Genomic DNA, 22,194 nt, shown 5'->3' on the forward strand with positions numbered 1-22,194 from the left:
CATTTTTTCCCTGAACGATTTGGATTTGGCGTAGTTCTTGCTACCTCTTGTGAGGTAACCATTCTGGAGGTACGCATGAATCTAAGACGGCTCAAATACTTTGTGAAAATTGTAGATATCGGTAGCCTCACGCAGGCAGCAGAGATGCTGCACATTGCGCAACCCGCGCTGAGTCAACAAGTCGCCACGTTGGAGAGCGAACTTGAACAGCAATTGCTGGTGCGCAGTCGCCGTGGCGTTACCCCGACTGATGCAGGTAAAGTTTTATATTCCCATGCGCAAGCCATTTTACACCAGTGCGAACAAGCTAAGACGGCCGTTAACGGAGTTCGACAGACTGTTAACGTCTGAAAAAGAAAACGGCCAGCAATCAATTCATTGCTGGCCGTTCTTCTTATAACCCACCCGATATATCTATCTCTTCGATAATCAAGCTGACCATAAAATCTCTGGTCTCGATGGCCATTGTGGATCAGGCGTTCTGTTTTTTCCTGCGCATAAAGATATAAACGACGGCTAGTACCAGGAACCATAGCGGCGTCACGATGAGCGCCTGGCGCGTATCCGGCTGAAGCGTCAGCAATACCAAGACAAACGCGAAGAACGCAAGGCACACCCAGCACATCAATTTTCCCAGAGGCATTTTGTACTGGGACTTTTTGTGCAGCTCTGGTCGCTGTTTACGGTAGGCGAGATAGGAGCAGAGGATGATGCTCCAGATAAACATAAACAGGATCGCTGAGACGGTGGTAACCAACGTAAACACGGTCATGACGTTCGGGATTAAATAAATCAGCACGACGCCAGATAGCATGCAGGTACAGGAGAACAGGAGTCCTGCTGAGGGGACGGCGCGTTTCGATAGCACACTAAAACGTCGCGGAGCGTCGCCTTGCTTGGCCAACCCGAACAGCATACGGCTGGTGGAAAATACGCCACTGTTGGCGGAGGACGCGGCGGATGTCAGCACCACGAAGTTGATGACGCTGGCCGCTGCGGGTAGGCCGACCAGGATAAACATATCCACGAACGGGCTACGATCGGGTGCAATGTGATCCCAGGACGTCACCGACATAATCATCACCAACGAGAAAACGTAGAACATGATGATGCGGACAGGGATTGCGTTGATGGCTCGTGGCAGAACGACCGTCGGGTTTTTGGTCTCAGCGGCGGTCGTTCCCACCAGTTCAATACCGACGAAAGCAAACACCGCGATCTGGAATCCGGCAAAAAATCCGGTTACCCCTTGTGGGAACATGCCGCCGTGGCTCCACAAGTTGGTGAAGGATGCGATATTTCCTGAGGGTGACGGGTAGTGCATGAACACCAGCCCGGCGCCGATTATAATCAAGGCGGCGATGGCGATGATTTTAATCATGGCGAACCAAAACTCCATTTCGCCAAACAGTTTGACCGTCGCCAGGTTCAACGTTAACAGGAGCAGCACACACAGTAGGGACGATATCCATTGTGATAGTCCTGGGAACCAGAACTGGGCGTAGGAACTGATGGCCACGACATCGGCGATCCCGGTGACGACCCAGCAGAACCAATAGGTCCAACCGGTGAAGAAGCCGGCCCAAGGTCCCAATAAATCCGCGGCGAAATCGCTGAAGGATTTATAGTTCAGGTTGGAGAGTAAGAGTTCGCCCATCGCTCTCATAACGAAGAACAGCATAAAGCCGATGATCATGTAAACGAAAATGATGGAGGGGCCGGCCAGGCTGATTGTTTTTCCCGACCCCATGAAAAGACCGGTACCAATCGCGCCCCCGATGGCAATGAGCTGAATGTGTCGGTTGTTTAGGTTTCTCCGCAGGTCGCCTTGCGGTTTCGCTTCGGCGGTCTGGTTAACCGTTTTGGATTGTTCAGACATTCAAGTGTGTTTCCTGTTCTTGTCCGTGATGTGGTGTTTTGTTGAGCTCTTGAGTGGCTCTTGGCTTGTGATGCTGAAAGCGGGGAATAATATCACATTGTGACGGCGATGCTCATAGATGCTGATATAGGAGTAAAACAGCGTGATTCAAGCATGATGAAATAATGCTCAGACAGGTGAGAATAATAGCAATCAAGATTTTAGGTGGGCCTTCAATATAAAGATGATACTTCTGGCTATGGTGAAACCAGCCGAACCATGAAGTCGCCGATGTTTAATTCAATTTCTTTTTTGTCGCTGGATACAAAAAACAATAATAACCATTTGACATGAAGTAGTGGAGAGTGAATAATCCGTCCCGTTGGGTCGTTAGCTCAGTTGGTAGAGCAGTTGACTCTTAATCAATTGGTCCGGGGTTCGAGCCCCGACGACCCACCAACACCCCTTTATTACCTCGTGTTTTATTATATTTCAATTCCAGTTCCTCATCTAAATCTATCGACTCTCTTCCAATAGTTAATTTTTCATTATTATCTTAAATGTATTTTATTTCTAATATGTGTTTGGAATGTTAACCGCGTAAAAAGTCATTTACGGGGTTGGCCTGCCAAAAGAGTGATCGCGTTAATCTGAACACGGTGGGGGCTGTCTACGTTGATTTTTTATGTCGAGGGAGCTCAGGAGTAGAGGATATCTTGCCGATCGGCTGATACTGACCGGCAGGAAGAAAGTTATCTGCGGTAAACCGTTTTAATTTGTTTCATCGTATGACTAAGAACATCCGACTGATTTTGGTCTTCTAATTGATCGATATATTTTTCCATTCTCACCATCACTTTACCTGCATCGGCCTGTCCGATGGATTTCAGCAACAGTGTGAGTACAGCTTTAAGACAGGTGACTTCATGAGCTAGAGCTTCGACAGAGGTTTCTGTCGAAAAATCGGCCTTATTCATATTTGCTCCTTATAGAGATAAGTCCAGTAAGATCGATATGTTATGTCGCCAGGACCCTGAGATGACCGACATACCAAAAAATTGGGGCGCATTATAACATAGGTAATCGCTGTTCGGTTTCAGATAATGAATAGCCTGTTTTTATATATGGAATTAGAGATATTATTTCGCTGGTGGTTATATTTTTCTAAATGTACCTTCCCACTTAAATATGAAAAAGATGTATCTATATGGCATTATTTTGGTATTTTTAGGATGCATTTTATGCTGTAGAAAATAGTCGCCCTGAGGCACAAGTGCGGCTATAATCGTTCCGTTAGCAAAGTCACAACATATATATGAAGAAAGATTATTCTTAATATGTTGATTTGGCATTGTTTTTTATTTTAAGGTGACAATTGTCCCTTTTTTCTTAAAAATCCGGTTTTTGTAATAATCATGCTGTATCGTAGTCAAACAGATTGCTGTTGACGTCGCGAGAACATATAACCAATATGAAATCTATTGCACATAGTCAATAAAAATACATTTTTGATGGAAAAGTGTATTCATTGTAATTAAGCCATAGAGTATCACCACGGGAATTAGCAATTTTAAGTGTTACTCTCTTTTTGGAGAATTGTTCTTTGATTAGCGTTTTTCTTGTTGATGACCACGAATTGGTGCGGGCAGGGATACGGCGCATTCTTGACGACATCAAAGGCCTCAAAGTGGTAGGCGAGGCCGCGTGTGGCGAGGATGCGGCCAAATGGTGCCGTAACAATAGCGTGGACGTTGTCCTGATGGACATGAACATGCCGGGTATCGGCGGTCTGGAAGCAACACGCAAAATCGTGCGATTTTCTCCTGAAATAAAAGTCATCATGCTGACTATTTATACAGAGAGTCCTCTTCCCGCCAAAGTGATGCAGGCGGGTGCCGCAGGTTATCTGAGCAAGGGCGCGACGCCTCAGGAAGTGATCTGCGCCATTCGCTCTGTGCACGCCGGGAAACGTTATATCGCATCTGACATCGCTCAGCAGATGGCGCTGAGTCAGTTGGCTCCGCAAACAAAAACTCCCCTGGAGTGCCTTTCCGACCGCGAATTACAGATTATGCTGATGATCACTAAGGGGCAGAAAGTGGTCGAGATTTCAGATAAACTGAACCTCAGTCCTAAAACGGTGAACAGTTATCGTTATCGAATGTTCAGTAAATTGAATATCAGCGGGGACGTGGAGTTGACCCACCTTGCCATCCGGCATGGTCTTTTTAATGCGGAGACGTTGACCAGTAGTGAGTGAAAGCTTTGATGCCCCGGCGTTCTTAAAAACGGTAACCAGCCAACCTGGGGTTTACCGTATGTATGATGCTGACGATACGGTTATTTATGTCGGTAAGGCGAAGGACCTGAAAAAGCGTCTCTCCAGCTACTTCCGTCGCAACGTAGGTAGCCGCAAAACAGAGGCGCTCGTCAAATGCATTCATCAGATCGATGTGACCATCACGCATACCGAAACGGAAGCGCTGCTGCTAGAACATACCTACATCAAGCGTTACCAGCCTCGCTACAACGTGTTATTACGCGATGATAAATCTTATCCGCTGATCTTCCTGAGCTCTGATAAACATCCCAGAATTTCCATTCATCGCGGCGCCAAGCATGCGAAGGGCGAATATTTTGGGCCTTTCCCCAATGGGAATGCGGTACGCGAAACCTTGATGCTGCTGCAAAAGCTGTTTCCCATTCGTCAGTGCGAAGATAGCGTTTATCGCAATCGCTCCCGTCCGTGTCTGCAATATCAGATTGGTCGTTGTCTCGGCCCCTGCGTCTCCGGACTCGTCAGCGATGAAGAGTACCGTCAGCAGGTGGAATACGTCCGATTGTTCTTGCTGGGAAAAGACCAGCAGGTGCTGACGCGTCTAATCGCTCAGATGGAAGCCGCAAGCAAAACGCTGAACTTCGAAGAAGCGGCGCGGATACGCGATCAAATTCAATCGGTACGCCGGGTAACGGAAAAACAGTTCGTTTCCGGCGCAGGAGATGGCGAAGATCTCGATGTCATCGGCGTTGCCTTCGATGCGGGTCTGGCCTGCGTACATGTTTTGTTCGTTCGCCAGGGCAAGGTGCTGGGTAGCCGCAGTTACTTCCCCAAAATTCCGGGAGGCACGGAACTGGCTGAAGTCGTACAAACTTTCGTGGGGCAATTCTACTTGCAGGGAAGTCTTTCCCGGACGTTGCCTACCGAAATTTTGTTGGATTTTTCGTTGCCGGAACAACAGCTTCTGACGGACTCATTAACCGAGATCGCAGGACGCAAAGTGCAGATCCAAAGCCGTCCTCGCGGCGACCGCGCTCGTTATCTCAAGCTGGCGCGAACGAATGCCAATACCGCGCTGATCAGCAAACTGTCTCAGCAATCAACTATTCATCAGCGTTTGACGGCATTAGCCAATGTTTTGCAGCTGCCCGAAATCAAACGCATGGAATGTTTCGACATCAGCCACACGATGGGGGAGCAGACGGTCGCATCCTGCGTGTCTTCGACGCAAACGGACCGCTTCGTTCCGAGTATCGGCGCTATAATATTACCGGGATCACCCCAGGCGATGATTACGCGGCGATGACTCAGGTGCTGAAACGGCGTTACGGCAAAGCGCTGGATGACAGTAAAATTCCGGATGTCATCGTGATTGATGGCGGGAAAGGGCAGTTGGGGCAGGCTAAAGCCGTTTTCGATGAACTCCAGGTTCCCTGGGATAAAACACAGCCGCTGCTTTTGGGCGTCGCGAAAGGGAGCGATCGAAAAGCCGGGCTGGAAACGCTGTTTTTTGAGGCGACGGGAGAGGCTTCGCCTTGCCGCCCGATTCGCCTGCGCTACATGTCATTCAGCACATTCGCGATGATTCCCACGATCACGCCATCTCCGGTCATCGGAAGAAAAGAGCCAAGGTCAAAAATACCAGTAGCCTGGAACTGATCGAGGGGGTGGGGCCGAAGCGTCGTCAAACGTTGCTTAAGTATATGGGCGGGCTGCAACCGCTTCAGAATGCCAGTATCGAAGAAATTGCTAATGTGCCGGGAATTTCTTCAGCTTTGGCAGAAAAAATTTACTATGCATTGAAACACTAGGGACAATGTAGCAACATACTCACAATACCCACTCCGGCCAGACAGTTATCAAAAGAACTATGCAATTTAATATACCTACGTGGCTTACCCTGTTTCGCGTTGCATTAATTCCTTTCTTTGTGCTGGCGTTCTATCTTCCTTTCGCCTGGGCACCTCTGGCCTGCGCCGTCATTTTTGTCGGAGCGGCGGTCACTGACTGGTTTGATGGATTTTTGGCGCGTCGTTGGAAACAAACGACCCGTTTTGGGGCTTTTCTCGACCCGGTAGCGGATAAAGTGATGGTTGCCGTTGCTTTGGTTTTAGTCGCCGAGCATTACCACTCCTGGTGGATCACCTTGCCCGCTGCCACGATGATCGCCCGTGAGATCATTATTTCCGCGCTGCGTGAGTGGATGGCGGAGATTGGAAAGCGGAGTAGTGTGGCCGTTTCCTGGATCGGAAAAGTGAAAACGACCGCCCAAATGCTGGCGCTGTTCGCTTTGCTGTGGCGTCCTGATATGTTGGTCCAGGGTGTTGGCGTTGCGGCGTTATACGTGGCTGCGGTGTTAACGTTCTGGTCAATGTTCCAATACTTGAACGCTTCGCGGCACGATTTGTTCGAACATTAATCGAGCTGACGCAAAAATCAGCGAGTGAGTGATTTCGGCCGATAATTTCATTGACTCGCTGCGATAGGTCAGTAGAATGCACCGCATCGACAGCAAGCATGGCTTGTCAGTCACTTTAACAGATGAAGTCAATCTGTTACGCGGGAATAGCTCAGTTGGTAGAGCACGACCTTGCCAAGGTCGGGGTCGCGAGTTCGAGTCTCGTTTCCCGCTCCAATTCTTATCTGCAGATGGCTCCTTAAGTCTGCAGAATCAAAAAAAAAGAGCGAAAGCTCTTTTTTTGTTTCTGAAGCACGTCAATCTCAATTATCTACCCCAGCCTTTCAACATCGTTATGACTAGCAGCGACGTTTGCTCGTTGTTAGCTGAAGTACTCATCCCAGAACTTTTCGTAAAATCAAATCAGCGGGTCTCGCATTGGGACGCCGGTAGCGTATCAGCGTCGTTCATTTCTTTTGACCCAAGCATCGCAAACTTAAAAGTAAACAGCCCATAGAAATGTTCATATCCTATGGGCTGATAAGGTGGATGGGGGAGGTTGACCATCTGCACAGTTACGCCGCCCCCATCACTTTATGGGTTTTTGTTAGTCTGAAGAGGATTCAGTCGACGGCGCTTGCAGTACCTCTTCCGCTACCTCGCGGACCAGCTGCAGCTTTTTGGTCTGATCGTCCATGGTTAACGGATTGCCTTCCCATGTTGATGCGAAACCGCATTGAGGTGAAAGGCCAATACGTTCTAGCGGGATGAAGCGGGTCGCCTCGCTAATGCGCGCCTTGAGCAGATCTTTTGCTTCCAGATCGGGTCGCTTAGTTGAGATTAACCCGAGAATGACCCCTTTGCCTTTCGGAACCAATGCCAGAGGTTCAAAGCTTCCCGAGCGAGATCATCATATTCCAGAGAATAAAGGTCGAAGCTCCGCGCACCTTTAAACAGCGCTTCGGCGATGCTCTCATAACCGCCTTCCGCGTAGAACTGTCCCGCATTGTTGCCGCGACAGATGTGCAGGCAGGTGGTGATGCCCTCGAGGCCGTTGACCACTTCGTCGATGCACGCGATCCCCTCTTCGAGTAAGCGCTCAGTATCAATGCCCGTCTGAGCTTTCACGTCTTCCCTTAGCTGAGGGTCGATGAGGATCGCCAGTTCCGGCGCATCGATCTGCACATATTCACAGCCGAGATCGCGCAGTTCTTCGATTTCTTCCCGCAGCAGTCTGGCTACATCATGGAAAAGGTCGAAGATATCGGGATAGGCTTCAGCTGAATGCGATGCAGACCAGAATGACCAGGCAAGAAGCGGAGAGGGCAGCGTGATCTTCTTGGGCCGGTCAGTGATAGCGCGCAGGAAAGTGAACTCCTCGACCGATACCGCTTTCTTACGGGCAAGCTTGCGGGTTACGACAGGCACAACAGGCGTTTTCGCATTCGTCGCCTGCGCTGTTCCTTTCAGACCCCGCCATTCCAGACCGGGAAAATTGGAGGATGCGGTAAGATCAAATCCGGACAGCGCATCAAAAAACCATGAGAAAAACATCGAACGACGTTGTTCGCCGTCGGTCACGACCTCGACGCCAGCCGCTTCCTGAACGGCGACGGCCTCACGTACCGCGCGATCCTCGATACGCTTGAATTCCACCGCAGAGATTTCGCCTGCCTGAAAACGCACTCGTGCCTCTTTTAACCATTCTGGTCTAAGCAAAGAGCCAACCTGCTCTATTTTATACATTTTTCCCCCTGATTTTTCGTTCAGTTTGTTGTCGTTCTGGGAAGCGAAACGTTGTTTATCGTGCTTCACTTCCCGAAAAGAGTCGGTACCCGCTTGGCTAAAATGGACGGCTTCCGTTGATAAATATCTTCTGATGTTATCAGTGTTCTCTTCTAACAAAAAACCTCTCATTTTGTGGTGTTTTGTGAGGTTCGTTTTCACGCGTCCGAGACGCGATTTGTATGGCGCAATAGGTCTGATATTCCAACCGAATAGGGTATTCACCGGTGAGCCAACCTGCAAAACCGCTTATCAAAACGCGGCTGTCGTGAAAGGGAGGATGTATCTATATGACGCGGGTTCAGCATTGACTCGCTGGATAAAATGATGCTATCAGGGAAGAAAAAATCGCAAGTTAGCATGAGTCGTGAATTGGGCGATTCAAGACGTGTTGTCAAAAAGAAAGTCATACAGAGGCTCAATGGTATGGTGAGTCTTTTCCATAAACGCATTGAAGAATAATATTTTCAGAAAATACTATATCGACAATGGCGGGATAGATACATAAAACCGCTTATTTAAAAATAAAAACATAGGCCTTCACGAAAATATCACAATCCATAATTATCTTACCCGTGTTCAAGTTAAATTAAATGAGGCGTTAATTATGCCTAAACATTGAACTGCCAAAACGCGCGCCAAAACAGCAACCGATGGGCAGTATCATGACACGGATAATTCATGCGCGGGTTCAGCTTATGATCGTCGTGTCGAAAAAGGTGAAACATTTCCACCGAGTAAAAATAATCACCATTATCAGGAGAAATAAAAGCTAGGGGAAAGGCAGCCTGAATGCAGCAACCACCCTCATACACTGGCTCACCGGCGGGGAAGCAGCCCCTGTCCACGGTATGTTCAGCCCTACGCTGTGCCGATAACCCAGGCAATCTTTCACCGCGGCGTTTTGCCAGCATGGGTATCTTTCTTCTGCAGGAAATCTCAGCCCGTTAACCCGAATAAAAATAACATTTCTTTGTACTGGTCCTTGTTGAATTAATTAACAGAAAAACGATATCAAAGGATGACTGATTGCAGCCTATTTAATCCCGAACAGGTTGATAACGTTATTCTCTCCATTTATAGAACATCTTATTATCTTTTTTGTTTTTATTCATTTTTCAGATGAGCTCTGTTTTTAGCGTTATTTTGACGTGCTTCATGGTTGGGGTGGGTATTAATAAATAGTCATTGTTTGAGAAAGGTGTGAATTATTATAATGAAATTCGAGGACGATATTTTTTAAAAGGCATTTCTAATGCTATTAGAATAATATCTTTTATATTCATTAGCAGGAAAAATATAAAATATGTTCAAAAAATTATTTCACCCCGAAAAAATTAATCAGTGCGTTATTCCGAACCGGCTCGTCGTTCCTGCCATGGTCACCAACCTGTGTAACAGCGATGGTACGGCATCAGACCGCTATATCGCCTATCACGAAGAAAAAGCAAAAGGCGGCTGGGGGCTGATCATCACGGAGAACTACGCCATCAACGAAAATGCGATGGGCTGTAAATATATCGGTGGACTCTGGCGCGACGAGCAAATCGCCAGTCATCGAAAACTCACCGACACCATCCATCAATACGACAGTAAAATCTTCTGCCAGATTTACCATGCGGGCCGCCAGACGTCAGAAAATGTGAACGGCGGTGTGCAGCCAGTGGCCCCTTCGGCAATCCCTTGCCCCGCGTTAAAAGAAATGCCTCGGGAACTGGGTATCGACGAAATTCAGCAGTTGGTTTCAGAATTTGCAGATTGCGCTCGCCGTGTGAAAGAGGCGGGCTTTGACGGTGTTGAAATTCATGCCGGTCATGGTTATCTGATTGCCGAATTTTTATCGCCTTATGCCAATAAGCGTACCGATAAATATGGCGGTAGCCTCGACGGCCGCATCCTGTTCTTAAAAGAGATTTATGAGGCGGTGCGTAAGGAAGTGGGCGCTGACTATCCTGTGACCATCCGACTTTCCGCTGACGAAGGTTTCCTGGGCGGGCGTGATATCGCCGAAACCCGCGTTTTGGCGCAGATCTTCGAAGAGTGGGGCGTGGATGCGCTGCACATGACTATGGGCGTTTATGGCGATCACAACAAGGCTTGTACTGTGCCGCCGATGTATGTGGGCCATGCCTGGGCCGTCTCTTTCTCCGAAGAGCTGAAAAAAACGGTGAGTATGCCCATCATCACCGTGAACCGCATTAACGATCCGCGTATGGCGGACAACGTTTTGGCCTTGGGCAAAGCGGACTTTATCGCGATGGGACGTGGTTCGTTGGCCGACCCACATCTGCCCAACAAAGCGAAAGCGGGTGATGTCGCGTCTATTCGTTACTGCATCGGCTGCATGCAGGGTTGTCTGGCCAGTTTGCCGCTTGGCGTGCCGTTCACCTGTCTGGTCAACCCGTCGCTGGCGCGTGAAAGTAGCCTGGACTACAGCAAGGTCGATAGCCCTAAACGCGTCTTCATCGCGGGGGCGGGTCCGGCAGGGCTGGAAGCGGCCCGCGTGGCGGCGATGCGTGGTCACCGTGTGACGCTGTTTGAAAAAACCGGCTATCTGGGCGGTCAGTTCCGCTCTGCGGCTTTCCCTCCGGGTAAAGGCGAGCTGGCGACCTACACGGCCTGGCTGGGCCGGGAGCTGGAAAAACTGGGCGTGGAGATCAAGCTGAATACGCCGCTGACCAAAGCGATCGTGGCGGAAGGTCGCCCGGACTCCGTTATCGTCGCCACCGGGGGTAAACCGGCGGTTCCGCCGATTAAGGGCATCAATCAGCCGCACGTAGTGCTGGCGGAAGATGTCCTGTTGGGCAATGTGGTGACCGGTCAGCGCGTGGTGATCGCGGGCGGCGGTGAAGTCGGTGGCGAAACCGCGGCACATCTGGCCATGCAGCAGAAAGAGGTCACCGTGGTTGAAATGCGCGACCGCCTGTTGCAAGAGCTGGATGGCGTCAGCAAACTGCATCTGATGTCCGTACTGGAAGAGTATGACGTGAAGCAGTACCCCAACACCAAGCTGTGCGAAATTGGCGAGCATCAAGTGATCCTCGAAAATGCGCAAGGACGAATGGAGTTAGAAGCGGATACCGTCGTTATCGCACTGGGATACGCGCCGGTCAAAGAACTGGCTGAAGAGCTGGAAGGCGTTGCCGACGATGCGATCGTCATCGGTGGCGCCGTGAAAACCAGCAATGCGCTGGTGGCTGCGCGTGAAGGTTTTGACGCGGGTATGTGTCTGGCCTAATCATGCTTTAGCGCCATTAATCCTCGGCGCTTGACCGTCTTATCAACGGGCTTTCCATGCAAAATGGAAGGCCCGTATTGTTATCTGTGGTTGGTCTTTACGCTCCACGATTTGCTTTTCTTGGTTTCTTGTCGGCGCTGACTTTCGTGGAAACCGAACAATGCGGCAGGTATATCTCTGCTGTATGACAGGATAATGAAACAGGACTCAGGAAGAGAAATGGGGTGGGGCGTTGGCTGGTGGAAGGCGGTAAAAAATCACGGACAGGCGGAAAGCCTGCCCGTGATGAGGTCGAATGCGTTATGACACGATATTCATCGTCAACGCGTGGGTTGCGGATAGCGTGCGGGTGCTGACTTTAATCCAGACGCTGCCGCGTGGGTCAACATAAGCCGCCTCTCCCTCGTGTTTGAAGAGTGCGTCCGTCGAATCTACGCGAGTGCTGAGGGTAGACGAGCCGACCGTCAGCCGTTGCAACGCAGGTTTGTCCGTGCGCAGGCGCAGGTAGACAAATGCGTGCAGCGGGTAATCGTACTTGCGCGGTGTCAGGCTAACCTCCAGCGAACCGTCGATTCGACGTTGGCGAACATCGATCACCGAGAACTGTCCCTGACGTTCTGCTGAACGGGTGACGCCGCCATCGTCCCAGTAAAGTTGATGGTCGCCTTCGTCAGATTCGCCGAGGGGATAGAGCGCGAGCACCAGCGGCTGCTCGAACTTATCCATCACCTGAATATTCTTGAACGGCGCAGGGAGATCAGACTGCGTGTGGCGTTCAGGGATAATTGCGCCTTCACGAATAAACAGCGGCACGTTGGTGATGTCTGCGCTGACGGTACGGCGCTGGCCCCCTTTAATGGGATTGGCGATATCCACGGTGTCTTCGATGACATGGTAACGATACCAGTTCAGCGTCTGCCCTTTGACCGCATTAGGGAAGTAAATGTCCTTTTCCGCCACGTAGGCGGCTTCGCTCCCGGCGATGCTGCGCGTCATGATTGGGGCATAAAGCACGGAGCTGTCGATGAAGCACTGTGTCGCCAGTACGTCCTTGTTGCATTTATCGAAGATCGCGTCGTCGCCCTGCCACAAACACATCGCCTGCAAGATCGGAATACCGGTCTGGGTATTCTGATACATAGCGTCATACAGCAGGTGATGCCAGCGTACGCGGAAGCAGACGAAGGCCGTCATGATATCGGCGAAGGAACGATCGCTGCTGCCCGGCACCTTCTCGTCGTAGCGATAAATTTCCTGATAAGGTTTCATCGCATCGTAATGGTTGCGCATCCACGGCAACAGGCACGCCGCCTGAACCCAACGGGTCATCAGCTCGTGCTCGCAGATGTCGCCGATGTCGATGTCATCGGGACCCAGCACCAGCCGGTCATACACCATGGGATTGTGATTGCGGCAGTGCTGAGCGCCGAAGAAAATACTGCTGGGATCTTCTGGCGCTTCACCCGGCGCAAATCCGCCAACGTCGGAACCGGAGATGGGCAGCCCGGACATCCCCAGGTTAAGCACCATCGGCAGGGTGGCCTGCAGGTGATGCCAGGTGGAGGCGTTATCGCCCACCCAGTGACCTGCATAGTGCTGGAGGCCGGGGTAGCCGCTGCGACAGATGATATAGCTGCGTTTGTACCCCTTGAGCATATCTTCGTGTGCGCTGAGTCCGTACTCGTAGCTGGACTTCGCCAGCATGTAGGCATGGAAGTTGCGCAGCTCGACGTACGGCGTTTTACGACCATCGCCGAAACGGGGATCCGTCAGATGCGCCTGACCGTGGTAGCTACGCCAGTTGAAAGTATTGGTTCTTCTTCTGTCGTCATCGGGCGATTCCCCGGTGAGCGACCAGCCGAATTGGTTACGCGGCGCTTCCGTATCCGCGAAATTTTTACCGTCTTCAACGTGAGGCATGGAGTCGGGCGCCGGCATATCCTGCCAGATGAATCCAAGCCCATTTTTGAGCAGATAGGCATATTGGTCACCCCAAAAACGCGCGGCGTCCGGGTTGCCGTAGTCGGTGACAACGGCGCCGATCATATCGCGTTCCGACGTTTGCGCATTGATGCCGTAATCCAGCACCAACAGGTTCTGGTCGGGATAGTTAACCTCGCCGATACGGGTGTAAGTCAGACCAGGATAATCGCTTTCACGTTTCGGCCCCCGGAATTTGGGAATGTTGGCTTCACCCTCGTTAGCGACGCAGTAGCCTTTCTCAATCAGTCCCTGAGCGGTGACATACTGTTTTTTCGCTTTATCGGCTGGGTTATAGGCGACTTTGTCCGCGCGGATAAACGGTGTGATATTAGTTTGGCATTGCAGATTGAACTGGGCCGCCCAGTCGAATACCGAGATCCCTTCGTCGACCTTGCCTTTCGTCCAGAAGCTATCCTTGATGGTGAAGACCTTTTTGTCTTCCTGGATATCGATATCGATCCCCAGGCCTTCAATCGGAATACCGGATTTTTTATGCCCTTTGACGATGTCCTCCACATACACCTTGATGGGATCGTTGACATCATCCGGGCGCAGCAGGCCGGGACTACCGTATTTGGCCTGAAAATAACCAAAGATGTATTTGGGCGGCATGACCGCGCGGTCATTCAACGTCACGTCTTTTGCCGCCGGCGCATTCAGTTCGCCTTTCCCCATCAGGTAGGTGAAGGCATCCATTACTCCCGCCCCCTGTTCCGCGAACATATAATGGCAGTCGAATTCGCCGTGCTGAACGCCAGCTTCTACCGCATTTTTGTCGCGAGACGGGTTTTTGAGGGAGAAGTAGCTCTGGCCGGTATTATCCAGGAACACGCCAAGAAACTGCTGGTGGCCCTCCACCACGGCGCGCTCGATATAAAAAGGCGCGTTCAGATAAAGCGGGATGCTGGCGTTGGCTTTGAACGCGTCTTTGTACTTCGTCTTATTTGAGAAGACTTCCGGTTGGTTGTACCAGAGGTTGTCGTAGTTGTAGCAGGTGATCTGCGAGCCGGTGTGATCCAGCAGCGAATAGCCGCTGTAGCTATAGCAATCCTCAACAGCGTGCCCGACGGTCGCATGGCTTTTGCCGGTCAGATTGTAATTAACTATCTCGCCCAGACCGAAGTAGTGAGTCGCCGCCTCGGCTTTACGCTTCATGTTGGCGACGGTGCCCACGCCGGGTTTGGCATGGCAGAGCGGGCCGGATGAAATGTCAGTGATGGCGCCATCAGACAGGCGTTTGATCTGGATCGACAGGAGGTCGTTGTTGTCACGTAAGAACTGAATCTGGATAGATTTCAGTTGGATGCTCACGCCATCGCGATTCCAGCGCAGCAGCGGGTGGTATCCGGCCGTCTGCTCGTGTCGACGTATCTGATCCAGCCGTTCTACTATGATCGGTCCATAGACTTTGTTCGGGTAGTCGTCGATGCTCTCGGCGGAAGGGGAAAACCGAACCCGGAAGGCATCTTTCTCACAAGATGTGACCTGCAATACGAGATACACGTCCCGCTCGGCGGTCGCCGCGCCGGATTTCGGTTTGGCCTTGGCATTGATATAAATCGTCCAGTCCGCGTCGAAACCGTTGGGGGAATGGGGTTTGCCATCCCAGTAGACTGAATAAAGCTCAATGTCGTCGCCAACGGACCAATCGTCCACGGGGACATAGTCATAGGTGTTATAAGCACGCCACGACGTGGGAAGTTCTCTGTTTTTCATCATTACGCTGTCCTTGATAGTCGATTAGTGCTTGTCTGCTGAACGGTGAAATTCAAAGGCAATCCACACGCTATCGGTGTCGGCGTAATACTGATGGGGCGGGTAGAAGAAGCAGGGATCGTCCATGCTGGCATTTTTAGCGATGTCCGACACGCCTTTCCAGGCGTCGTATTCCGTGACGATCGGCATCGGCAGATGCGTGTTCCCGGGCGCGAGTCTAAATTCTTCGTAGAGTTCAGGGAAGGCTTTACCTGTATCAAACGGCGATGCAACGCCGCCTTCCGGCAGTACGGCCCGTTTGCCGGCAATCGCGGCACGGGCTTTGTCGATGTCGGTGAACTTCTGCATACGGCCACAGCCAATCAGTTGGGTATGGACCTCGAACAGATTGCTGCCATGCGCCGCGTGGATCCCAGCATCGGAACCGGCCGGCAGCCACCACAGATTGACATACAGTTCGTAAGGCAACGCCTTGCTGCCCGCAGGCGCAGGTAAACCGGTCAATTGCCACGGATTCACCTGGATTTTGTGGTTCAGATGAAGCTGATTAGAGATCCACAGCGGAAGCGCAGGGGTGCCGGCTGGGAAAGCGTATTTCGCCCACTGGGTATCGCGTGAAAAAATATCCGATTCGACATTGCGCGTATTGCGGACCTGGATCAGCGAGATGACCCCGTTTGCAGAGGCGTCAGCCGTCGTGATGACCGCTCCTGCACGGATGATGATGCTTTGTAGCGAGGGAACGGCATGACGCAGCGGGGTGTCATGATGCAAATCGCTGTTGACGTGCGCTGTCGCAGCGACATAGACCGGCTGAGTGCCCAGATTGGTAAGAATGACGTCGGTGTTATCTTGATGGGCGAAAAGCCCGGCGGTGTCGAATTCGTGCAGCTGACTGACCATTACGCCGAACAGTAGTCCGCCGTTGAAAGGGTATTCCGTCACCACATTTTCGGCAGCGCGAGGCGTAATAGTGACGGTTTTCGGCGCCGCGGGGTTCGCGCCGGGAGCCAATGTCGGATCGGCGGCGACACAGGAGGACGCTATCACGCCAGGAGGGCATTTTCCCGGTGCGGTGGCATTCGCTACGGCCTCTTTCGCCATCGTCTTATGCGCGGTGCCGGCCAGTGCAACCGTTCCGGCGGCGACGCAGCTACCATACAGCAGGAATTTACGCCTGGAAAGCGTACGTTGTTTCTCCTCCTGTTGAGATAAAGGGCATGCCTCTGCCGATGTCTTCTTCATCTGAGTTTTCATTGTGACCTCTAAGTATTTATGAATTAACAATTCTGTTATCTGTCATTAAAATGACGGCCACCCAAATACCTCATTTGAGAATGCCTAAATTGGCATCGTGAAATGCAAAATATTTTGGCGGTGATATTTGATTTATGTTGTCATCAATTTATCGGTTGTGATCTCGGAAGCCGGGAAGAACACAATCGATAAAAAAATGTAAATACCTCTTCGCCATTATTTTAAAATTTGTATTTTCTCCCGATGACAGTCGCACACGAGTTATTTTCCATCGTTACTGATGGATTAATTTCGTACAAATCTTAAGTTATTGTCACGAGAAAATCACAAGTATGAACGCAGAAGATGCTTACCTGTCATCACTTGATTTATCGGCGGTATAGTCTAACCCGGACAAACTTTGCCAACTGATATACCGCAATGTGGATTTCTCAAAATACATATTATTCGCTAGCTCAGTATTTTATGCGTATCCTTCTAATTATTATAAAATTTTCTGTTCAAAACAAAGGCGTAATTGCAACGTTTATAACCTATTACACAGCAGGCAATTTATTAGGGAGAAATGCTTATTTATGCTGTTCGCGATAAATATCCGGCGCATTCTTAAATCCCAATTCTCCATTTACGAACATTTTATCAAGCCTGTGTTTTAACATACTGTCCTTAATCAAAATTAGAGGGTGTTTTGAATAAAATCATATTTTATTTTACTTGCTAATTTGAATACACCTTGTGGCGTCAGCATCCGTTTGTTGATAGGCAATGAATATCACGCCATTTATATTTTCTATCCTGAGCTTAAACAAAGTGTGATTATGCTGTCATCACCGATGTGTTATTTAATTACGGTTGAACATGTTGAATAGGAAATAGTCAGCTCAAAATAATTGGCTTTTTAATAAAGCATGCTATTGAAGAAGTTTATTTGGCCTCGCATTCTCTCCCTATATTCATCAGCCGATACTTTTGATGTTTTTTTGCTCTACTAGAGCGTGGTCATGTCTGGTGACGGGTAGTGCTATATATAAGAAGGAAAGAGGCGAGAATGAACAACATCGACTAGTTGGCTAACACGAGCATCACGAACGCGAATCATCCTGATGACATTTCAGGCGATGAAACGCCAAGCTAGCGCTGTTGAGAGGGACAGCCAAACCTGATGACTCTCTGGGATGGGGAGTTAAGGTGCGAGATATCGTCTACTCTTAAGGTCGCACTTTATGACAAGTTGGTCAGCTTGTGTCTACCTCTCCATAGCGACAGCATGGGGTGATGCGGGGTAACGCCCTTGTGGGAAGCAATGGTCAGGAGTATTACCGCTTCATCCGAATAAAAATCGAGCATTCCTTGCGGTGGTTACGGGCGGTATAATGCAAGGCGATCAACTTTTAGGCACTTGATATTTTGTGGGGTACAAAGGGCTTGCCATCCATTCCTAACCAGTCCATAATAGCGTCCATTCCTGGTTAGGGAATAAGAAAATCGATTCTAATCAAATGGTTAGAAGAGAAATGACAATCTGGTCCCCATTCAAAACTACATTATCGTTATCAGTGTAGGTAAGTTATTAAGGCGCGTTGGCAGAGTGGCCATGCAGCGGATTGCAAATCCGCCTACCTCGGTTCGACTCCGGGACGCGCCTCCAGTTTTGGCCCAGGTGGTGGAATCGGTAGACACAAGGGATTTAAAATCCCTCGGCGTTCGCGCTGTGCGGGTTCAAGTCCCGCCCTGGGCACCATTGAATAAAACCCATAATAATCAATCTCCTAGCAAAAAGTCATCGGCCGCCCTATGGCGGTTTTTTTGTGTCTGTAATAAATCTCAATAGCGAAAAGTGGCGACAGGTATTTTTTGAGCGCGCATTATTTCGTCTTCGAATAAGAAAAATAAACCGCGACAGGAAATTCTTTTATTCTGTGGTGCTGGTTAAATATTCAATGTGCTCTGATTTCCGCCTTTGGTATGTACGGGCACGGTATTTACACTTGCAGGAATCGCAATGGAGCGAATAAAGGTCTCCATCGTAATAAAGGTATGGCCGCAATTGATATTCGTGCATTGGTTGTAGCGCTCTTTCGTCTGCGGCGTAATTTCCTGACTGGAACGGGTGTGGGCTGCGCATCCACACAGCGGGCATTTCATCATCGGCTTTCCCTCTTTAAATTCAAATTATCAAGATTATTTCGCATTTTCGAATATTTGATCATTCAATCGATAGGTTGTCAATCTTCACCTCCAACTCCAGCGCGGTCGTAAACCCCTTCCCACTGAGCGAGAGCGTCACCGTTGCGATCGTCCACTCCACTGCGTCGATTTCCTGCTTAAAGCCACTGACTTTCGCTGGCAGTTCCGGGTACAGCTCGGCCCGTCCTCTTGCCAGCGTGATGGAGAATGAGGCGACGCCACCCTAGCGCAGCATCACGTTTTACAGCGGCGGAACCGGCGTGTCGTAGTAGTCGAGGGTCAGCATGTCTTTGGTGTTGGCCGCTTCATCAATTCAGCAGTCGCCGCCGAGCAGATAGCCGTGGGTGGTCATTTCACGCAGCTTAGCACGGATACTCTCGATAATGTCGCGGGCCCACATGTGCGCCTCGGCCATCGTGTCGGCCAGCACCCAGGTGGTGCGGGTGTAGGACTCGAAGGCGAACAGCGGATCGTCGCTGCAGGTGCGCGACCCCCAAAAGCGAAAGCCGTCTTTGCGGATCAGGGTGGTGACGTCATTGCTGATTCAGCAGGCCCGCATCGGTCTCCGGATCTTGCAGATCCCAGAAGACGTCGGCGGAAATGCCGGTCACGCCGTTGACGCCAACGTTAGACAGGGTTTTATGCCAGCCGGTTTGCTCTTCGATTTTGGCCCGCAGTCCCAGCGCGCTCGGTTGCCCATGCGATAAAGTCCGGCTAAATCAGCATCAGTTCGCGCTGAATGAATTGCGTGGTAGGCGATATGAGCTCTGGTATGGTGAAAGGCACAGTAATACCGCGCAGCTGTATCAGGATGGCACAATCGAAGAGGCAAGGATGTGTTAGTGGAATTTATTGGGCGTGACGATTTATGTGCTGGATGCCGGAGACAGTCTGATTGACTGTCCGATTGATAGCTATGCGGTATTCAACGATGACGGCTGGATGGCGGTACATCGGCAGGCGGAGCAGGCGATCCCCCTGCATACCGATCCGCTGCCGAATATCAAGGCGGCGCTGAAAGAGGTGCCCAGCGTCGCGCTGTTTTTTGCCTAGAGGGGTTAATCGCAGGTGGGGTCTTGGGTACCATTCGGGGTGATATCTACAATAGAGTTCTGATTTTTCTCACATGTGAGATTATAAGAGTTGCTAAACCAAAAACGCATAATACCGCGCAGCCCCTTGATATTAACATTATGAAAAGAAGCGAAGCTACTGATCCGATAATCGGTAATGTCTAGGTAATGTTCGTCGGGGCCTGTGGGCGACTGATCCCACCAATGCGTTAACGGAATTTCACCGCTTATCGGTGTATCCACGCTACGTCGATAAAAACTTGCATAGTATCGATCTTCTTTTTTATCAAAGGGATGTTGTTCAAAATACTTCATTATCAAGTCAATCAAAGCCTGCTGCCCTTGAGGTGGATTGACGACGACAAAGCGTTCATCCTGACTTGGATAGATGGCCGCTGCCCCAAAGGTAAACTTCGCGGAAATGTCACCAATATAATTGATCCATACCGTCATGAAGACATGAAGACATGAAGCGCCAGCGTGCTGCCAATGTAAATCCATTTCCGCCGGAAGCGACGGCGTAGAAATACGATGATGCATATTGGGGCGATAAGCCAGATCAGCGGCAAAATGGTGGAGTAATACGTCCACAGAAACGTGCTGTCGTCGAACTGGAATAAACGGCCAATAATTAGCAATAAATAATTAATTATTAGTAAAATAAGCGTGAATTTCATAGCGTAATAGGGCTAATCACAGGTGGGGTCTTGGGTGCCATTTGATTGAATATCGACAATGTTAAATTCGTTTTTTTCGCAGCTATAATAATAGTCGCCATCAAACCAAATTCTCATAGTCCCAGGTAGTTCGCTTGTGTTGTGGCTATTAAAAGAAGCGAAAGCTGCCATTCTATAATCAATGGTGTCTAAGTTATCCTCATAAGGTCCAGTGGGTGATTGATCCCACCAATGCGCTAATGGAATTTTACCGCTAATGGGGGTATCCACGCTGCGGCGATAAAAACTGGCGTAATATCGATCCTCTTTTTTGTCAAAGGGATGTCGCTCAAAATAGCTCATGATCAAGTTAATTAGAGCCTGCTGCCCATGAGGAGGATTAACAACAATAAAGCGACCATTCTGGCCTGGATAAATGGTAGTTGTCCCGAAGGTAAACTTTGCGGAAATGTCACCAATATAATTGATCCATACTGTCATAAAGACATGAAGCGCCAGCGTGCTGCCAATGTAAATCCATTTCTGCCGGAAGCGACGGCACAGAAATACGATGATGCATATTGGGGCGATAAGCCAGATCAGCGGCAACATGGTGGAATAGTGCATCCATAGGAATGTACTGTTGTCGAACTGATATAAACGTCCAATGATGAGCAATAAATAATTCATCACCAGAAAGGCAAAGGTTAACTTCATAGCTCTCCCTTAATGGAGTAATCCATTTCCATCACGGTTATAAAGGCTTATATCCAAAACGGTCCAAGTGTTGCAAAATAAACCAGGACCGAAATCCGCCTAATACACTATAAGATTTTATTGAACCATTCGACGGGTCAGGACCGATATCTGGAATATCCAAGCCGAAATGGTCGTAAAACGTTACGTGTACCTTTCCTTTATAGAAACGCCCACAACGATCGAATTCGACGATCTCCGCTTTAGCACCCCATACATCGTTAACCGTGATTGTCAGACCACCATTCCACCATCCCAGCCATTTGTCTTTTGTGGTATTGAATGCAGGAGGAAGAAGAGGTCTTTCGTTGTTTTTATCATCGATATAAACATATTTATCCATCCAATCAACCAGTTGCAGCGAGTTTATTTCACCATTGCTTTGCTTAATCGCTTTTTTCATGCCATCCAGTAATAGAGTCATAAACTTCTGTGTTTTCGGATGTGCGCGAGCGGCCTGGGTTAAGGCCGGATGCCTAAACTCGCCCCCTTCATTTTTTTCAAATTTGGCAATCATTGCGAGAATAACGTTTCTCAGATCCCCGGAAGAGAACAACGTTGCCGCCATCACCCTAAATTTTATAAAGTTGATGGTCGGTGAATCGAAGCCAAATAAATAACCGTCTTTTACGAAGAGAGGTAAATGGCCAAAGTTAGGTATGGCTCTGATTTCTTCTTCGGTCATATCGCCATAGGTCATATCCGCAGCCGGGCTGCCATCAGCGTTAAAACCGGGTTTACGCGGCGACTGATATACCAAAACGGGGACATGGATACGCGTCGCACTGGTGGTATCGGTCATTTCGGTGACTTTAAGCGTCGGCTCGGGTTCGGTTCGCGGTATGGCCGGGCGAGGCGCAAACCCCCAGCCCGCTTTTTGCGCCGGGGCGTTGACCTTGGCGCGGGCGTAGGCGTTTTGGACGGTGTTGGAAAAGTTTCGGTTGGCGTTGATGTCTAACGTGCCCGCATTTAACGAACAACAGGCGTGTTCCTTCGAGCCTAATACGAC

14 protein-coding genes, 4 tRNA genes and 4 pseudogenes are annotated in these 22,194 nt (G+C 49.8%); 10 read left to right on the forward strand and 12 right to left on the reverse strand.

Going from position 1 to position 22,194, the window contains the following annotated elements; translation table 11 throughout:
- Nucleotides 1-75: 75 nt before the first annotated feature.
- Nucleotides 76-342: pseudogene (locus tag AU509_RS01325) on the forward strand (LysR family transcriptional regulator); the annotation flags it as partial.
- 130 nt (nucleotides 343-472) lie between these two features.
- Here AU509_RS01325 and cycA read toward each other — a convergent pair.
- Complete coding sequence (gene cycA, locus AU509_RS01330; protein ID WP_085653489.1) at nucleotides 473-1,879, reverse strand: D-serine/D-alanine/glycine transporter; 1,407 nt, start codon at nucleotides 1,877-1,879, stop codon at nucleotides 473-475.
- A gap of 363 nt (nucleotides 1,880-2,242) precedes the next feature.
- On the opposite strand from cycA, the gene AU509_RS01335 reads away from it, so the two are divergent.
- Nucleotides 2,243-2,317: transfer RNA gene (locus tag AU509_RS01335), tRNA-Lys, on the forward strand.
- Nucleotides 2,318-2,610: 293 nt separating this feature from the next.
- Here AU509_RS01335 and AU509_RS01340 read toward each other — a convergent pair.
- Nucleotides 2,611-2,835 (reverse strand): DUF2594 family protein, encoded by a 225-nt coding sequence (locus AU509_RS01340; protein ID WP_085653488.1) that lies wholly within the window; start codon nucleotides 2,833-2,835, stop codon nucleotides 2,611-2,613.
- Nucleotides 2,836-3,461: 626 nt separating this feature from the next.
- Between AU509_RS01340 and uvrY the strand changes: the two genes are divergently transcribed.
- From uvrY to AU509_RS01360, 4 genes and pseudogenes are all read left to right on the forward strand, one after another.
- The gene (uvrY, locus tag AU509_RS01345) at nucleotides 3,462-4,118 is read left to right on the forward strand and encodes a UvrY/SirA/GacA family response regulator transcription factor (RefSeq protein ID WP_085653487.1); all 657 of its coding nucleotides are present in this window, start codon (nucleotides 3,462-3,464) and stop codon (nucleotides 4,116-4,118) included.
- Nucleotides 4,111-5,947, forward strand: a pseudogene (gene uvrC / locus AU509_RS01350) (excinuclease ABC subunit UvrC). Before uvrY ends, uvrC begins: the two are co-directional and overlap by 8 nt.
- 59 nt (nucleotides 5,948-6,006) lie before the next feature.
- Nucleotides 6,007-6,555, forward strand: coding sequence for a CDP-diacylglycerol--glycerol-3-phosphate 3-phosphatidyltransferase (pgsA, locus tag AU509_RS01355; RefSeq protein WP_085653485.1), 549 nt, complete (start codon nucleotides 6,007-6,009; stop codon nucleotides 6,553-6,555).
- Nucleotides 6,556-6,695: 140 nt separating this feature from the next.
- Nucleotides 6,696-6,771 (forward strand) — tRNA-Gly (locus tag AU509_RS01360).
- Between the two features lie 370 nt (nucleotides 6,772-7,141).
- On the opposite strand, the gene AU509_RS17885 is transcribed toward AU509_RS01360, so the two are convergent.
- Together AU509_RS17885 and AU509_RS01365 are read right to left on the reverse strand one after the other, a co-directional pair.
- Complete coding sequence (locus AU509_RS17885) at nucleotides 7,142-7,411, reverse strand: uroporphyrinogen decarboxylase/cobalamine-independent methonine synthase family protein (RefSeq protein WP_176223438.1); 270 nt, start codon at nucleotides 7,409-7,411, stop codon at nucleotides 7,142-7,144.
- A complete protein-coding gene (locus AU509_RS01365; RefSeq protein WP_176223439.1) occupies nucleotides 7,375-8,439 on the reverse strand; it encodes a cobalamin-independent methionine synthase II family protein in 1,065 nt (354 codons plus the stop codon). Before AU509_RS01365 ends, AU509_RS17885 begins: the two co-directional genes overlap by 37 nt.
- Nucleotides 8,440-9,625: 1,186 nt before the next feature.
- Here AU509_RS01365 and AU509_RS01370 point away from each other — a divergent pair.
- A complete protein-coding gene (locus tag AU509_RS01370; protein ID WP_094117466.1) occupies nucleotides 9,626-11,557 on the forward strand; it encodes an oxidoreductase in 1,932 nt (643 codons plus the stop codon).
- Nucleotides 11,558-11,857: 300 nt separating this feature from the next.
- Here the strand turns inward: AU509_RS01370 and AU509_RS01375 are convergent, their stop codons facing one another.
- Together AU509_RS01375 and AU509_RS01380 are read right to left on the reverse strand one after the other, a co-directional pair.
- On the reverse strand, nucleotides 11,858-15,259 hold the full coding sequence (locus AU509_RS01375) for a TIM-barrel domain-containing protein (protein WP_094117467.1): 3,402 nt from the start codon (nucleotides 15,257-15,259) through the stop codon (nucleotides 11,858-11,860).
- A gap of 21 nt (nucleotides 15,260-15,280) precedes the next feature.
- Nucleotides 15,281-16,501: a hypothetical protein gene (locus AU509_RS01380; protein WP_094117468.1), complete on the reverse strand. Its 1,221-nt coding sequence runs from the start codon at nucleotides 16,499-16,501 to the stop codon at nucleotides 15,281-15,283.
- Nucleotides 16,502-18,087: 1,586 nt separating this feature from the next.
- Between AU509_RS01380 and AU509_RS01385 the strand changes: the two genes are divergently transcribed.
- Nucleotides 18,088-18,161, forward strand: a tRNA-Cys gene (locus AU509_RS01385).
- Between the two features lie 6 nt (nucleotides 18,162-18,167).
- Nucleotides 18,168-18,254: transfer RNA gene (locus tag AU509_RS01390), tRNA-Leu, on the forward strand.
- 188 nt (nucleotides 18,255-18,442) lie between these two features.
- Here AU509_RS01390 and AU509_RS01395 read toward each other — a convergent pair.
- The 3 genes and pseudogenes from AU509_RS01395 to AU509_RS01405 all read right to left on the reverse strand — a co-directional run.
- A complete protein-coding gene (locus tag AU509_RS01395) occupies nucleotides 18,443-18,661 on the reverse strand; it encodes an ogr/Delta-like zinc finger family protein (RefSeq protein WP_094117469.1) in 219 nt (72 codons plus the stop codon).
- 58 nt (nucleotides 18,662-18,719) lie between these two features.
- Nucleotides 18,720-18,920, reverse strand: a pseudogene (locus AU509_RS18400) (phage late control D family protein); the annotation flags it as partial.
- A gap of 21 nt (nucleotides 18,921-18,941) precedes the next feature.
- Nucleotides 18,942-19,477: pseudogene (locus tag AU509_RS01405) on the reverse strand (phage tail sheath subtilisin-like domain-containing protein); the annotation flags it as partial.
- A gap of 81 nt (nucleotides 19,478-19,558) precedes the next feature.
- Between AU509_RS01405 and AU509_RS01410 the strand changes: the two are divergent.
- On the forward strand, nucleotides 19,559-19,753 hold the full coding sequence (locus AU509_RS01410) for a hypothetical protein (protein ID WP_139824001.1): 195 nt from the start codon (nucleotides 19,559-19,561) through the stop codon (nucleotides 19,751-19,753).
- 5 nt (nucleotides 19,754-19,758) lie between these two features.
- Here the strand turns inward: AU509_RS01410 and AU509_RS01415 are convergent, their stop codons facing one another.
- From AU509_RS01415 to AU509_RS01430, 3 genes are all read right to left on the reverse strand, one after another.
- Nucleotides 19,759-20,364, reverse strand: a complete 606-nt coding sequence (locus AU509_RS01415; protein WP_139824002.1) for a hypothetical protein — start codon at nucleotides 20,362-20,364, stop codon at nucleotides 19,759-19,761.
- A 98-nt stretch (nucleotides 20,365-20,462) separates the two neighbouring features.
- Nucleotides 20,463-21,146, reverse strand: coding sequence for a hypothetical protein (locus tag AU509_RS01425; protein ID WP_094117472.1), 684 nt, complete (start codon nucleotides 21,144-21,146; stop codon nucleotides 20,463-20,465).
- Between the two features lie 37 nt (nucleotides 21,147-21,183).
- The coding region (locus tag AU509_RS01430) for a DUF3289 family protein (protein ID WP_094117473.1) at nucleotides 21,184-22,194 on the reverse strand (1,011 nt) is incomplete at its 5' end.

Source organism: Lonsdalea britannica (assembly GCF_002111595.1).
GTDB lineage: Bacteria > Pseudomonadota > Gammaproteobacteria > Enterobacterales > Enterobacteriaceae > Lonsdalea > Lonsdalea britannica.

Excerpts from the sequence above, each read along its gene's own strand:
- pgsA (WP_085653485.1), top strand. The coding sequence starts at position 6,007 with ATGCAATTTAATATACCTACGTGGCTTACCCTGTTTCGCGTTGCATTA.
- AU509_RS01340 (WP_085653488.1), bottom strand. The coding sequence starts at position 2,835 with ATGAATAAGGCCGATTTTTCGACAGAAACCTCTGTCGAAGCTCTAGCT.
- AU509_RS01380 (WP_094117468.1), bottom strand. The coding sequence starts at position 16,501 with ATGAAGAAGACATCGGCAGAGGCATGCCCTTTATCTCAACAGGAGGAG.
- AU509_RS01370 (WP_094117466.1), top strand. The coding sequence starts at position 9,626 with ATGTTCAAAAAATTATTTCACCCCGAAAAAATTAATCAGTGCGTTATT.
- AU509_RS01375 (WP_094117467.1), bottom strand. The coding sequence starts at position 15,259 with ATGATGAAAAACAGAGAACTTCCCACGTCGTGGCGTGCTTATAACACC.
- AU509_RS01395 (WP_094117469.1), bottom strand. The coding sequence starts at position 18,661 with ATGATGAAATGCCCGCTGTGTGGATGCGCAGCCCACACCCGTTCCAGT.
- AU509_RS01425 (WP_094117472.1), bottom strand. The coding sequence starts at position 21,146 with ATGAAGTTAACCTTTGCCTTTCTGGTGATGAATTATTTATTGCTCATC.
- cycA (WP_085653489.1), bottom strand. The coding sequence starts at position 1,879 with ATGTCTGAACAATCCAAAACGGTTAACCAGACCGCCGAAGCGAAACCG.